At 65.1% G+C, this 14,261-nt stretch carries 13 protein-coding genes and 1 tRNA gene; 2 read left to right on the forward strand and 12 right to left on the reverse strand.

The features are described 5' to 3' along the window. Positions 1-190: 190 nt before the first annotated feature. Positions 191-2,014, forward strand: coding sequence for a caspase family protein (locus JQ627_RS00550; RefSeq protein ID WP_212482226.1), 1,824 nt, complete (start codon positions 191-193; stop codon positions 2,012-2,014). A gap of 166 nt (positions 2,015-2,180) precedes the next feature. Here JQ627_RS00550 and JQ627_RS00555 read toward each other — a convergent pair. The 9 genes from JQ627_RS00555 to JQ627_RS00595 all read right to left on the reverse strand — a co-directional run bounded on the left by JQ627_RS00555 (position 2,181) and on the right by JQ627_RS00595 (position 9,967). Further along, positions 2,181-2,254: transfer RNA gene (locus tag JQ627_RS00555), tRNA-Gln, on the reverse strand. Between the two features lie 254 nt (positions 2,255-2,508). Beyond that, on the reverse strand, positions 2,509-2,829 hold the full coding sequence (locus tag JQ627_RS00560) for a hypothetical protein (protein WP_212482227.1): 321 nt from the start codon (positions 2,827-2,829) through the stop codon (positions 2,509-2,511). 151 nt (positions 2,830-2,980) lie between these two features. Beyond that, a complete protein-coding gene (locus JQ627_RS00565; RefSeq protein ID WP_212482228.1) occupies positions 2,981-3,193 on the reverse strand; it encodes a hypothetical protein in 213 nt (70 codons plus the stop codon). Positions 3,194-3,258: 65 nt separating this feature from the next. Then, positions 3,259-4,230, reverse strand: coding sequence for a tripartite tricarboxylate transporter substrate binding protein (locus JQ627_RS00570; protein ID WP_212482229.1), 972 nt, complete (start codon positions 4,228-4,230; stop codon positions 3,259-3,261). Between the two features lie 61 nt (positions 4,231-4,291). After that, positions 4,292-5,422, reverse strand: coding sequence for an iron-containing alcohol dehydrogenase (locus JQ627_RS00575; RefSeq protein ID WP_212483122.1), 1,131 nt, complete (start codon positions 5,420-5,422; stop codon positions 4,292-4,294). A 14-nt stretch (positions 5,423-5,436) separates the two neighbouring features. Next, positions 5,437-6,474, reverse strand: coding sequence for a 4-hydroxythreonine-4-phosphate dehydrogenase PdxA (gene pdxA / locus JQ627_RS00580; protein ID WP_212482230.1), 1,038 nt, complete (start codon positions 6,472-6,474; stop codon positions 5,437-5,439). Beyond that, positions 6,471-7,577: a four-carbon acid sugar kinase family protein gene (locus tag JQ627_RS00585; protein WP_212483123.1), complete on the reverse strand. Its 1,107-nt coding sequence runs from the start codon at positions 7,575-7,577 to the stop codon at positions 6,471-6,473. Before JQ627_RS00585 ends, pdxA begins: the two co-directional genes overlap by 4 nt. A gap of 2 nt (positions 7,578-7,579) precedes the next feature. Beyond that, complete coding sequence (locus tag JQ627_RS00590; RefSeq protein WP_212482231.1) at positions 7,580-9,019, reverse strand: FAD-binding oxidoreductase; 1,440 nt, start codon at positions 9,017-9,019, stop codon at positions 7,580-7,582. 27 nt (positions 9,020-9,046) lie between these two features. Then, the gene (locus tag JQ627_RS00595) at positions 9,047-9,967 is read right to left on the reverse strand and encodes a dihydrodipicolinate synthase family protein (RefSeq protein ID WP_212482232.1); all 921 of its coding nucleotides are present in this window, start codon (positions 9,965-9,967) and stop codon (positions 9,047-9,049) included. A gap of 123 nt (positions 9,968-10,090) precedes the next feature. Between JQ627_RS00595 and JQ627_RS00600 the strand changes: the two genes are divergently transcribed. Continuing rightward, complete coding sequence (locus tag JQ627_RS00600; protein ID WP_212482233.1) at positions 10,091-10,912, forward strand: IclR family transcriptional regulator; 822 nt, start codon at positions 10,091-10,093, stop codon at positions 10,910-10,912. Between the two features lie 15 nt (positions 10,913-10,927). Here the strand turns inward: JQ627_RS00600 and rnz are convergent, their stop codons facing one another. Genes rnz through guaD form a run of 3 tightly spaced genes read right to left on the reverse strand, consistent with a single transcriptional unit; the run spans position 10,928 to position 14,260 of the window. Continuing rightward, positions 10,928-11,830: a ribonuclease Z gene (gene rnz / locus JQ627_RS00605; RefSeq protein WP_212482234.1), complete on the reverse strand. Its 903-nt coding sequence runs from the start codon at positions 11,828-11,830 to the stop codon at positions 10,928-10,930. Between the two features lie 34 nt (positions 11,831-11,864). Continuing rightward, entirely contained in the window at positions 11,865-12,848 is a 984-nt protein-coding gene (locus JQ627_RS00610) for an antibiotic biosynthesis monooxygenase (RefSeq protein WP_212482235.1), read from the reverse strand. Positions 12,849-12,862: 14 nt separating this feature from the next. Beyond that, complete coding sequence (guaD, locus tag JQ627_RS00615; RefSeq protein ID WP_212482236.1) at positions 12,863-14,260, reverse strand: guanine deaminase; 1,398 nt, start codon at positions 14,258-14,260, stop codon at positions 12,863-12,865. Between the last annotated feature and the right edge of the window lies 1 nt (position 14,261).

Raw genomic sequence — 14,261 nt, forward strand, 5'->3', positions numbered from 1 at the left:
TTGCCTGTCCCAAGGACGGAGCGGCACACGGCGATCCGACGCGTCATGGCACTTGCAAGGTGAGGCAAACTGTCGCGAGGATTTCGTGCGCTGCTTCACATTTGAAGCTCGCGGCGCTGTGACATCATCCTCGACGTTTGCGCTCGCATATCGGCTATTTCAGATTGCATTTGAGCAGAAGGCAGCTGTCATGAGCACCCGCCTGTCATTGCTTTGCGTCCACGGCGTCGGTCACGCGGAGATCGACGCCGAGTTTCGAAAGTCATGGTCCGAGGCCATCATACGCGCAGTTCAGTCCGTCGATCAGAGCCTCAACCCGGCCATCGACTTCCTCTCGTATGACGACCTGTTCGACAAGAGCCCGCCCAACCTCGTCACTTATGGCATCGCGCTGGCGAAACTGCTGGCGAGTGCGACCGTCCATGGAATCGGCGACCTGCTCGCAGGCACACGCGGCCTCGATGATGTACCAACCCTGATCAGATGGACCGCGGGCATGGTCGCCCAGTGGTCGGTGGATGAGCAGCTGCAGGCCGCGCTGCGCAGCGCAGTGCTCGACAAGCTGAAGAGCGGCAACTACGACGTTGTCCTGGCTCACAGCCTCGGCTCGCTGATCTGCTACGACACGTTCGTGCGCAACCCTGCTGCGATCAAGGGCAAAGTCTTCGTCACGTTCGGCTCGCAGATCGGCAATCCCGCGGTGCGCGACGTCTTCGCAGGCCGTATTCAGGCCCTTCCCTGCCGAAAATGGTACCATCTGTTCAACCGGGAAGATCGCGTTCTCACCTATCCGCTCGAGATCGCCGCAGACAATTTCCAGCAGGTGCTGACACCGTTCGATGTCCCCAACGATCTCCTGAATCACAACGCGACCTGGTACCTGTCGCGCCCCGAGACCGTCGCCGCCGTCTGGCACGACGTCGTCCCGGTGCCAGCGTCACGCTCCATCGTCAGCGCCGCGCGGGAGATCGCCCGCATTGACACCCGGCCGACCCGCCGCGCCCTGCTGATCGGCATCAACGACTATCCCAAACCCGCGGACAGGCTCGAAGGATGCGTCAACGACGTATTCCTCATGAGCTCAGTGCTACAGGAAAGCGGCTTCAGGCCGGACGAAATACGCGTCGTCCTCAATGAGCGGGCGACAGCGCAGGGCATCATGGAAAGGCTTCACTGGCTGCTCGAGGGCGTACGCGACGGCGACGAGCGCATGCTGTTCTACTCGGGCCATGGCGCCCAGATTCCCAGGTACAGTCCGAGCGGCGCTCCGGATAGCGTCGACGAGTGCCTGGTCCCCTATGATTTCGACTGGACGCCCGAGCACGCGATTCTCGACCGCCAGTTCTGCCAGCTCTACTCGCAGCTTCCATACGACTGCTATTTCGTCGCCATGCTCGACTGCTGCCATTCCGGCGGCATGACACGTGACGGCGGTCCGCGCATCCGCGGCCTGACGCCGCCCGACGATATCCGCCACCGGGCGCTGCGTTGGGAGGCAAGCGAAGGCATGTGGGTGCCGCGTGAGTTCCCTCCCCTCAACGAGAGCCTGAGCAAGAGCAAGAACGGCGCCGACTATCTCGGCGACAACGGCGCCACGGAGCGGCTCGGGCGCAGCATGGCGCTCCGCACCCAGCCCGACAAGGAATACAACAAGACGCGGGCCGAGCTCGGGCATCACGGACCTTATCTGCCGATTCTCCTCGAGGCCTGCCAGGAGCAGGAGCTATCCTATGAATATCGTGACGGCGTCACGTCGTATGGCGCCTACACGTTCTGCATGGCGAAGGTGCTGCGCGAACAACGAGACCGCGGCGCCAATCCGTCGTTCCAGGAGCTGAGCGAACTCGTCACGGCCAAACTCCGTCGCCTCAAATACAACCAGACGCCCAATCTCGTCGGCGCCAAGAAGCGCGTCAGTGCGAAAATTCCATGGGGCGCGACGGATGCAGGACGCGGCCCGCGACGGGCACCGAAAAAGCGCACCGCCAAGACCGGCCGGAAGAGGCGCCGCTAATCATTTCGCCTTGCATCGCCGGGCGGGCGCATCCCGGGCACGATGAGCCCTGCCAACACGCGCCGGGGCCGTACCGACGAAAGGCACGGACTGCCGATGGCACGTCAGGCGCGCGCCGCGGGGCCTAAGTCAGGACAAGTTACGATCTCGGTGAATCGCCTGGAACTGGCTGGGGAACCTGGATTCGAACCAAGACAAACAGAGTCAGAGTCTGTTGTGCTACCGTTACACCATTCCCCAACGGAATAGCCGAACAAATTCAATAGCTTACTGATTTGCTCGACTGCGGCCGGAAGCGCGTTTGGCGCAAATCACGGCTCAGGCGTGGCAGGGTTCTACCTGCTCGGCCTTGGGCTGGCAAGCGCTGCGGTGCACGGGCCTGTGAACCGGTGGCGGGACTGCGCCGGTGACCAAGGCCCGCCGGCGCCGCCTGATCCAATTCGCTGATGCCTGCGGCCGAAAATCCCCCGTCTGCTGCTTCATCAGCGCCTCAGCTAGTTCGAGCCGCAGACGCGGACCACGATCTCAGCCTTGCCGTCGGCGATCATCACCTGGCCGTATTCATCCTGCGGCGGACTCTCCTCGTAGCGGAGCGGGATCGTGGTGCTCGCTTCCTGCGCCTCGCCACCCGGCTCCTGCGTGTTCACGTCGAGGATCAGGATCTTCGGATTGATACCTTGCGGCGAGCGCTTGGTTAGCCTGGCCTGCCAGCCATCGGTCGGTACCCTCACGTCGCCGATCATGACCAGCTTCGGCGGCGCGCCCGGCGCGCGGTCGATCCAGGCCTTGAAGGTGTTTCTCAGCAGGACAGTCATGACACGTCTCTCCTTTGCCAAGTTGCGAATTGTCCGACCCTCGTCCCGACCTGCGTCGCCGACCTTTCGCCTATCAAATCGGCACAACGTGACGGACAGATATCAGGTCCCGACAAATCACCCGATCACCGCCTCCCCTCAGAGCAGGCTTTCAAGTCCCGGCTGCCACCTTGGCGCGGATCGCGTTAGCGACGGCCGGAGCCTCGTCGCCAAGCGCCTTCACGGCCGGCAGGTTCTCCGGTCCGCCGACGGCCTTGGAGGCTTCCGCAACCTTGTTGATGTCGGGGACGCTCCTCTTCAGGAACGCGTCGATGAAATCGACGCCAGCGTATCCGGCCGCCAGGACGCCGCCGCGCGTTTCCAAGTTCGCAAGAAGAACCGGGCCAGCAGCGACCCGGTCCAGCTTCTCCAGACCAGCGACGCGGCCACCTACTCCAGCTTGATGTTCGCCGCTTCGATCACCTTCTTCCACCGCTCGGTCTCGGAGGCGATGTAGGCCTTGAAAGGCTCGGAATCCACCGCAACCGCGGCCGCGCCGAGCTCGGCCATCTTCTGCACCGTCTCCGGCTGCTGCATGAAGGCGCGGATCTCGGCCGAGAGCTTCTCGACGATCGGTTTCGGCGTGGCGGCAGGAACGAAGAAGCCGTGCCAGGCCACGGCCTCGAAGCCCGGCAGGAACTCGGCGACGGCCGGGACTTCCGGATCGAAGGCCGCGCGCTTCGGCGTTGCAGTGGCGAGCATCGCGAGCTGCCCGGTCTTCACCTGCGGCAGCAGCAGTGGCACGTTGTCGAAGGCAAGATCGATCTGGCCGCTCAACAGATCCGTCAGCATCTGGCTGGAGCCCTTGTAGGGCACATGCACCATCTTGGTGCCGGTCATCTGTTGAAACAGTTCGGCGGCAAGATGCTGCGAGGTGCCGACGCCGGCCGAGCCGAACGAAACCTTGTCCGGGTTCGCCTTCAGATAGGCGATCAGCTCCGGTACGGTGCGCGCCTTGATCTTGTTGGGATTCACCACGAGCACGTTCGGCACGACGCTGATCTGGGCGACCGGCGCCAGGTCTTTGTCCGGCTGGTAGCTGAGCTTCGGCCCGTAGAGCGTGGGGTTGATCGCGAGCGCGGAGGTGCTGGCAAGACCGAGCGTGATACCGTCAGGCGCCGATTTCGCCAGCCGCGTCACGCCGAGGATCGAGCCGGCACCGCCGACATTCTCGACCACGAACGGCTTGCCGAGCTTCACTTGCAGATGGTTCGACACCATGCGCGCGAAGATGTCGGCGGTGCCGCCGGCGGCGAAGGGCACGATCACCGTCACCTGCTTGGACGGATAGCCGTCCTGCGCCTTTGCCGGCGACGCCGCCAGCAGCACGGCTGAGGCAAGAACAAGCCACATCGATCTCATCGAAGTTTCCTCTGTTTTCAGTGTTTGTTGATTGGCTGCCGCGCAGGAGCGGCTGAGATGGCTAGAATGCGACCTCGTACATGTTCAGGATCGCATCCCGGCCCAGGTCGCGCGGATTGTTGTCGAGCAGGCGACGGATGGCGTGGGCCTCATCGGCCATCACGCCGAGATCATCCCGCGGCACGCCGAGCGCGGACAGACGCATCTCGATGCCGAGATTCTTGCAGAACCCATACGTGGCTTCGAATGCGAGCTTCGGATCGCTGTGCTCCGGCAGGCCGAGCGCAGCGAGCACCGCGACCGTCTTCGTCTCCACCGCCGGCATGTTGAACGCCAGCGTATGCGGGAAGATCACGGCGCAGGCGAGCCCATGCGCGACATGATGGCGCGTGCCGAGCGGATAGGCCACGGCATGGCCGGCAGTCGTGTTCACCGGCCCGAGGCAATAGCCGCCGTAGAGAGAGGCCAGCGCAAGCCCGGCGCGCGCCTCGCGGTCGCCGCCGTCGACGACCGCGCGGTTGAGATAGCGCCCGACCAGCCGTGCCCCCTCGATCGCGTAGAGATCGATCATGGGATGCGCCTTGCGACTGGTATAGGCCTCGACGCAATGCGCCAGCGCATCGACGCCGGTCGCCGCGGTGACCTCCTTCGGCACGGTCATCGTGAGATCGGGATCGACGATGGCGATATCGGCGAGCATGAAGCGGCTCTGCACCGCCTGCTTGTTCTGGCTGACGGGATCGGTGACGAGCGCGCGGGTGCCCGCCTCGCTGCCGGTGCCCGATGTGGTCGGGATCTGCATCAGCGCGACGCTGCGGCCGGCGACCTTTTCCGGCCCAACGATGTCAGCAAAGGCCACGTCACTCGTGCAGAGCACCGCAACCAGCTTGGCAAGATCCATCGCGCTGCCGCCGCCGAACCCGACCACGAGATCGGGCTTGGCGTCACGCGCCATAGCGACCGCCTTCTCGAGATTGGGCAGGTCCGGTTCGGGCTTCACGTCGCCGAACACTTTCACGGTGCCCGGCAGCGCCAGCGCGTCGACGCGGCGCGCATTGAACGGGTCGGAGATCACCAGCGGCCGCTTTGCGCCGATCCGCTCGGCGAAGCGCGCCGCAGCCGCAATCGTGCCGCAGCCGAATTCGAGAACGGTAGGACGCTGGATTTCGACGGGCGTGAAGGCGTTGGTCATCGGTGTGGTCGATCTCATGATTTTGAAGCGGAAGCGCCACCGGCCAGCCGCTCGGCGTAGTCGATGGCCTCGATCAGGCTGTGCTCGTTGGCAATGCCCTTGCCGGCGATGTCGAAGGCCGTGCCGTGATCGACGGAGGTGCGGATGATCGGCAGACCCAGCGTGATGTTGACGCCGGACAGCTCCTGCCAGCGGCCGGTCGCGGGATCGACCTGGAAGCCCAGCAGCTTGACGGGGATGTGCCCCTGGTCGTGATACATCGCGACCGCAGCATCGTATTGGCCGGCGCGCAGCTTGACGAAGATGGTGTCGCCGGGCACGGGACCGACGACGTCGAGGCCGTCGGCGACGGCCTTGGCAATCGTCGGTGCCGAAACGTCGATGTCCTGCCGGCCGAACAGACCGCCCTCGCCCCCATGCGGATTGAGCGCGGCGATCGCGATCTTCGGCCTGGCGATACCGAGCCGCAGCAAGGCATCGTTGGTGAGATCAATCACCATGCGCAGCCGCTCCGGCGTCAGACGCTTCGGCACGTCCTCCAGCGCCACATGGGTCGAGACATGGCTCACGCGCATGTTGCCGTGCGCGAGCAGCATCACCGAGCCGCGCACGCCCGTGAGGTGCGCCAGCATCTCGGTGTGGCCGGGAAAGTGGTAGCCGGCCTTGTTGAGTGCTTCCTTGTTGAGTGGCGCTGTGACAATCGCGGAGGTCCGCCCGGCCTGTGTCAGGCGCACGCCCTGCTCGATCGCCTTATAGGCAAAGCGGCCGCCGTCGGCGCTCAAGACGCCGGGCTTGATCGGGGCGCCCTCGGCGTCCGCCTGGAGGAAGCAGAGGTTCGGCCAGTCAGAAGCGTCAGCACTCACCTCCGGAATCGCAACGGCAGCGCCGAGCGCGGCCTTGGCTCCGTCGAGCGCGGCGCCGCTGCCGATGATCAGGATGCGCAGATCGCCTTTCGCGATCCGGTCCTTCAGTCCGACGCAGGCCTTGACGATGATCTCCGGTCCGATCCCGGCCGGATCGCCCATGGTGATGGCAAGATGACGAGAGGTCATGTCGGGCTCCTCAAATTCAGCAAATGATTGTCCCGGAGCAGATCGCGCCACAGCTCGCTGGTGCCGAACGCGCCGGATTTCGAGATGACATCGACGCCGGCCCAGCGGCCGCCTTGCAGAATCGAGCGCGGCAGTCCCGGCACGATACGCCCCGTCACCTGGAGCGCATGCGCGCCGAGCGCAACGCATACGGCCTTCAAGGTCTCGCCGCCAGCGACGATCAAGGTTCCGGGCGGATCGAGCGCCGCAATCAGAGTTGTCAGCTCGCGCGCGATCCGCCGGGCGGCCTCGGCGCGCGAAAGGCCATCCGCGAGCGCGAATTTCACCAACGCCACGCCGTCGCCAGCCAGCTTGCGTTGGACGCCCGCGCCCCCCTCACCTTCCGCCAACACGACGGTAACTTCGCCACATGCTGCGAGCTGGGACGCAGTGGCGGCCTGATCGGAACCGAACAACCCCAGTACCGGCCGCTTCAATCGGCTCGGCGCATCGGCGCGATGGCTGCGGGCGAGCGCGCCGGCGAGCCCGCCGCTTCCGCACCACAGCACCGGCCCCGGCATCCGCAGCGCCATCTCGACGACGCGATCGAGCTCGATGTCGCTCTCGGCATCGAAGACCTGGACACCGCCTTGTGACAGCGTATCGGCCCCGCCCTGCCGTGCATCGATACCCTCGAGCTGCAGTTGAGCCAGGAGATTGTCCCCGACGCGATGCCAGTCGCCTTGCGCCGTACGCGCAAATTGCTGGCCGCCCACGGTGCGGCGTCCCTGATAGTCGAAGGCCGGTGCGACCACGCACGATGCCCAATGGCCGCTGCGCAGGCAGGCGCCGAGTTCAGCCGCCCAGGCACCGCGGAGCAGGCTGTCGACCTTCTTGTAAGCAATCGTCCCGCCCTGAAGTCGCGGCGCCAGCCGACCGACGATCTCGACGCTGTCGGCCTTCGACCGCTCGCGGGTGCCGCTGTCGATCGCGAGGCTTTGCGCGCCTGGACTCGCGGGCGCATCCGCCCAGGAGACGTCGAACGGCCCGCACAGGCCGACGAACTCCGCCGCGGTGTCGAGCGCACCGGTCAGATCGTCGGCAATCAGGCGGACGCTCGTCATCGTCATGCTGCTCCCGCGCCAAAGATCTTGCCGGGATTCATCAGGCCGTTCGGATCGAGCAAGCGCTTGATGCCGCGCATGAGCTCGATATCGAGCGGATCGGCGACGCGGGCAAGCCGGCCGCAGTTGGTGATCCCGATGCCATGCTCGGCACTGATCGCCCCACCCTGCGCCGCGGTTTCATCATCGACGATCTCGTTGATTTGCGCGACCAACGCAGCCGTCGCCGCCGGCTCCCGGCAATGCGCGCGGTCGATCAGGGCGATCACGTGGATGTTGCCGTCGCCGATATGGCCGTGCATCACAACCCGCGCATGCGGAACGGCGGCCATGATCCGCGCTTCAACATTGGTGACGAAGGCGGCCTGGCGCTCCAGCGGCACGACACTGTCATGCGACACAACATAGCCGCTGCGCTTGTTGCCTTCGGACACGCTGTGCCTGACAGCCCAGATCGCTTTCGCCTGCGCGAGGTTGGAGGCCAGGATGACGTCTTCGGCGATGCCGGCCTCCATCGCATCCGCCAGCACCGTGGCGAGCGGCTCGTCGAGATCGACACCCGCGAGCGTGTCGGTCAACTCAACGATCAGATACCACGGCGTCGTCAGCTCGAAAGGGATCGTGACATGCGGCACGGTCTCCGCGATCGCCTCGATCTGCGAGCGGGACATGATTTCAAGGCTGCCCAGCCGGTCGCCGACTACACCGCGCAGGCGCTGCATGATCTCGAGTGCCTGCTCGACACCCCGCAATTTCACCAGCGCCAGCGCCGAGCTGCGCGGCGGCGAGAACAGTTTCAGCACCGCCGCGGTGACGATGCCGAGCGTCCCTTCCGCGCCGATGAAGAGCTGCTTGAACGCGTAACCCGTGTTGTCCTTGCGCAGCGCGCGCAGGCCGTTGAAGATACGCCCGTCGGGCAGCACGACTTCGAGCCCGAGCACGAGATCGCGCGTCGGGCCGTAGCGTAACACGGCCGTCCCGCCCGCATTGGTCGAGATGTTGCCGCCGATCTGGCAGGAACCCTCGGCACCCAGGCTCAAGGGAAAGTAGCGATCGACGCTACGAGCCGCATTCTGGACCTCGGCGAGAATGCAGCCGGCCTCGACCGTGATCGTATTGGCGAGCGGACTGACGTCGCGGACGGCGCGCATGCGGTCGAGCCGAATCACGACATTGCCCGCGTGATCGTCCGGCGTCGCGGCTCCGCACATGCCGGTGTTGCCGCCTTGCGGCACGATCGCAAGGCGCCTGTCGGCGCAGTATTTGACGACGGAGGCGACCTCGGCGGTCGAGCCGGGCTTCACCGCTGCGACCGCGCGGCCGCGATAGCGCCCGCGCCAGTCCACCACATAAGGCTCCTGGTCGGCTCCGGACGCCATGACGTGCTTGTCGCCGACGATCGCGGCGAGCCCGGCGAGCGCATCCTGGAAAGAGTCGGACATCAGATCGCCTCGCTGCCAGCTTCGCAGCTAGACGGCAGCTGCGAATGCAGCAGCGTCGGCAAGCAGTTCTTTCACTTGAGCCGACGGCAAGGATTCGAGCGGCGGCCGCAGGCGCTGCCATCCGGCATGGCGGGTACGCTCGGCAGTTAGCGCCTTCAGGGACGGCATTTGCGGGAAGCGCGACACCAATTCGCGCGCCTTCACGATGCGCGCCTGCGCTGCCTTCAGCGCCGCGTCGTCATCGCTATCGCCAAAGTGCCTGTAGACATAGGCCAGATCGCGCGCAATGAGATTGGAGGTCGCCGTGATGCAACCGGCGCCGCCCTTGCGCAGCAGCGGCAACAGCAGCGGATCAGCTCCAACCAGCACCGAAAAGCCGGGGAAACGCTCGACCATCGCGGTCATATTGGCGAAGTCGCCCGAGGAGTCCTTGATGCCGGTGAAGGTGGCCGGATAAACCGCGCGCAGCCGCTCGATCAGCGCGTGCGAGATCGGTTGCGCCGACATCTGCGGGATGTGATAGAGCACAACCTTGAGCCTGTTGTCGCCGATGCGCTGCACGACTTCGCTGTAGGACGCGTAGACGCCGTCGTCGGTGACGCCCTTGTAGTAGAACGGCGGCAGCATCACGACGGTGTCGACGCCGACGGAGAGCGCGTGGCGCGTGAGCGCGATGGTATCGCTGAGCGCGGCAACGCCGGTGCCGGGCAGAAGCTGGCGCGGCGCAATGCCGGCAGCCACCACCGCCTCCAGCAGCGCGGTACGTTCTGCGACCGAGAAGGAGTTCGCCTCCCCTGTGGTGCCGAGCATCGCGATGCCGTCGCAGCCTTCATCCAGGAGGTAGCGGCAATGCGCGACGAAGCGCGCATGATCGGGCGCAAGCTCGGCATCGAGCGGCGTCAGCGCGGCGGAGAACACGCCATGAGGGTGCAGCGATAATGTCGACAAAACTTCCTCCGATCGCCAAATCGATGTTGTTCGGAATGCGAACATTTGTTATTTGCTGATGCAGTCGTAAAATCAGCTCAGCCTGACGTCAAGGGCACAGCTGTCATGGCGGGACATTGGAGCATGGCCAAGGCTGCAAAGCGCGTATCGGAATCGTCCCGGAAAAACCCTAAGAACTACGTCGCTTCCGTCGGGAAGGCCTTCGCCGTGCTCAAGAGTTTCAGCGGCGAGGCCCTCGAGCTGACCCTGAGTGAGATTGCCGCACGGGCCGATCTCGATCGCGGAACCGCGTTCCGCCTGATTCAAACACTGACCGAGCTCGGCTATCTCCAGACTGTTCCGCAAAGCCGCCGGTTCCGTCTCGGCGTCGCCTGCCTCGACCTTGGCTACGCCGTGCTGTCGCACGGCTCGTTGCGGCCGATCGTCGAGCCGCTGCTGCGCGACCTCGTCCCGGCAGTAGCCGATGCGGCCTCGCTCGGCATTCTCGATGGCGGCGACGTGGTCTATCTCGCACGCGTTGGTGCTGGTCTCGACCGTCACAAGATGGACCGCCGGCCGGGCACGCGCATTCCCGCCTACAGCGCCGCGCTCGGCCATGTCATGCTGGCACATCTGCCACGGGACCAGCAGATCGAGCGGCTCGAGTTGCGTCCTCGCGTAAAACTGTCGGAGCGAACGCTGACCGATCTCGACGCCCTGCTCGCCCGGCTCGATCAGGTGAAGAAGAAGGGCCATGCCGTCTCCGACGGCGAGAATGCCTACGGCCTGCGCACGCTGGCAACGCCGATCTTCGACGCGCAGGGCCTTGTGATCGGGGGATTGAGCGTCACGGTCGATGCGATACGCATGGACATGGCGGCCTTCCGCGACCAGGCGCTGCCACGCCTGATGCAGGTGACGGCCCAAGTGCAGGATATCGCGATCAAGTCGGGATTGACGAGCTGAGTGCGGTCGCGGCGATTAGATCACGATGTGATCGAAATCCGCCGCGATCCGCGTGTTCGGAAAGAGCCTTGTCGCCTCGGCCAGAATCTCGTCGTCCGGATAGCGCCCAGACATATGATTCAGCACGAGTTGGCCGACGTTGTTTGCGGCGGCAAATGCAGCCGCCTCTTCCGCAGTGAGATGGCCGTAATCCCGTGCAGTCGATGCGTCGCGATCGAGGAACGTCGCCTCGATCACCAGCATGTCTGCGTCAGCGACATGTTTGGATAGCCCATCGGTGGTCTCGGTATCGCCGATCACCACGAGCTTCCGGCCGCCGCTCGGCAGCCCCAAAACATCTTCGGGATCGATCGTTCGATCGGCGATCACGACCGGCCGTCCCGCGGCCAGCTCTCCGCGTATCGGTCCGTCCGGGACACCGAGGGACGCGAGGCGCTCGGGCAGGAGATGGCGACGCGCCGGGCTTTGGAAGGAGAAGCCAAAGCTGTCGGTGTCGCGGTGGCGAACCGGAAAGCAGTCGATGGTGAAGTCGCCGGCATCGATGACTTGCCCCTCGGTCAGCGGTGCGAACGCCACAGGGATCGGCGCCCTGCCCGCACCCCACAAGCCGGCGAGCATGCGAACGACGATATCGAGCGTGCCCGGGCCTGCATGAACGGTCATCACGTCGGCGCTCTGCCGCAAGCCGAGTGTCGAGAAGAGACCGGGGATGCCGAGCACGTGATCGAGATGACCGTGCGTCAGCAGGATGCGATCGAGCCGCCGAAAGCCGGCGCCACTGCGCAGCAACTGGCGCTGCGTGCCCTCGCCGCAATCAACCAGGATGCGCTCGCCCGCAGCCTCCACGAGGAGCGCCGGATGATTGCGTTCCGCCGAGGGAACGCTGGCCGAGGTCCCGAGAAACGTCAGAGCGAACATGGTGGTCAGGCATCCAGCGGCGCCCTAGCGGGCCTTACCGCCCCCAATGCCACGCGATCAGCAGCGCGTACAGGCCCATCGAGCCCGCATAGAGCGCGGCAAGCAGCGCGTATCCCGCGATCTGGCGACCGAGCGCCGCCTTCGGCTTGATCCACCAGTCGAGCGCTCTGAAGGCGGCCGGCACCAGCCACCAGCCGAGCAGCTGGGTGCTGACGAGATTACCGACGAACAGCGAGAGCCAGACCGGCACGCCGTGGCTGTCGATCAGCGGCGCGCTGATGAAATAGCCCCAGAGGTAGACCACGGGATACAGCACCAGAAGAACGATCAAGTTGCTCTTCCAGATCAGGCCCGCACTCTGCTCCGGCGCCTGGGCCTTCCCGGTTGGGAACCAGAAATTGAAGCCATAGCTCGCCCGCTTCACGTTCATGCCGGCGTTGAAGCGCTCGCCCTCTTTAAGCAGCGTCTGCCGCAACGGCGAGTCCAGCCACGCATTGAGATTGGCATCGCTGTCGAACGACAGGATGACGATCCATTCGTCGTGCAGGCCCGGGATAGGCCGCTCGATCTTGTGGCGCAGGAACCCCCTAAACTCGGCCTCCGCGGCCTGGATGCGCTGCTGCCATTTGAGGAACGCATCCTCGAGTCCATCCGGCACCTTGAAGGAGATCACGGCAGAAACCGCGTTGTCACGCTGAACGCCGGTGTCGGGAAGGATATGGACGTCCTCCGACCCGACGAAGAAGCGCTGCACGTCCGCGATCAGTCGCGCCCGCACATCGCTCTGAAGCCAGGCGCGGGCAGCGGCCGGGTTCGCGAAACGCAGGATGGTCACCCAGTCCACATGCGCCGGCGGCTGCGGCGGCACGACCTCCTGGCTGAGGAAGCCGGGCCACGCCTTCAGCGCCTCGCCGACCTCGCCGTTCCAGCGCGCGAACGCTGCAAAGCCGTCGTCGGCAATGCGGCGCTGGATGACGAGGGCGACCGCCTGGGCCGCTAGATCCGGAGATGCGCTCATCGCGACCGTCCGCTTCAGCTCTGCTTGTAGAGACGCTTGCCCATCACCCAGGTCTCGTCGACGCAGCGATCGTCGCCGACCATCATGACGGCGAACAGCATGTTCGCGGCGTCGTCGACCGTGCGCGGACCAGCACCGTCGGCGATCAGCGACTGGTGCCAGGGTTGCGCCAGCTGGCCGCCATTCGGATCGAGCGCGACAAAATCGGCTTCCTTGCCGGGCTCGAAATTGCCGAGCTTGTCGTCGATATAGAGGCCCTCGGCTCCACCGAGCGTGACCGACCAGAAGCCGCGATAGGGCGAGAGCTTGTTGCGCTCGGCTTCCGCGAGATCCTTGCGCGCCGGGTCGATGCTGCCGTCGAGCATCGTGTTGTTGCACATGCCGACCTTGTAGGCGTCATCGAGCACGGAGATCATCGAGAAGCGATTGCCGCCGCCGACGTCGGTACCGAACGACATCTTCACGCGATGCTCGGGATCGGTGGCGCGGCCAAGGCGGAACAGGCCGCTGCCGAGGAACAGGTTCGAGCACGGGCAGAACACGACCGCGGCGCCCTTCTTCGACATGCGGCGGAACTCGTTGTTCGAGAGATAGACGCCGTGGCCGCCGGAGAATTTCGGACCGACCAGGTCGAACTTCTCGTAGACGCCGAGATAGTCCTGGCAGTCCGGATGCTCGACCAGCACGCCGCTGCACTCGGCCGGGTTCTCGGAGATGTGGGTGTTGACCCAGCAGTCGGGATGCTCGTGCTTGAGGCGCTGACACGCCTTGAGCAGGTCCGGCGAAGCGCCGAAGGCGAAACGAGGCGTGATGGCGTAGAGGTTGCGGCCCTTGTTGTGGTACTGCGCGATCAGACGCTTGCTGTCGCGATAGAAGTTTTCGGGCGTATCGATGAATTCGGCCGGCGCGTTGCGGTCGATCCCGGTGAGGCCCGCGATCACGCGCATGTTGCGGCGGGCCGCTTCCTCGAACAGCTCTTCGGTCGCGACCGGCGAGGAGCTGGTGAAGGCCTGGCAGGTGGTGGTGCCGGCGGCGAGCAGAGCGTCGAGAAAACGCTTCACGCCCTCGCGCGCGTAGTTGCGATCCTTGTACTTGATCTCCTCGGGGTAGATCGACTTCTGCAGCCACGGCAGCAGTTGCTCGCCATAGGCGCCGAGCACGCGGGTCTGCGGCAGATGGATGTGGCCGTCGATGAAACCCGGGACGATGATGCGGTCCTTGATATGGGTGACCTCGACGCCCGGATGCGCGGCGGCGATCTTGTCATGAGGACCGAACGCCTTGATGACGCCGTCCGTGACGACCATGAGGCCGTCCTGGTGAAAGCGCGCGGCGGCCTGCTCGTTGCCGATGTGCTTCCAGGGATCGTCGACGAAGTCGAAGAACGTGCCGCGAATACCAACGGTGGTCATG

Source organism: Bradyrhizobium liaoningense (assembly GCF_018130785.1).
In the GTDB taxonomy this organism is placed as follows: Bacteria; Pseudomonadota; Alphaproteobacteria; order Rhizobiales; family Xanthobacteraceae; genus Bradyrhizobium; species Bradyrhizobium liaoningense_A.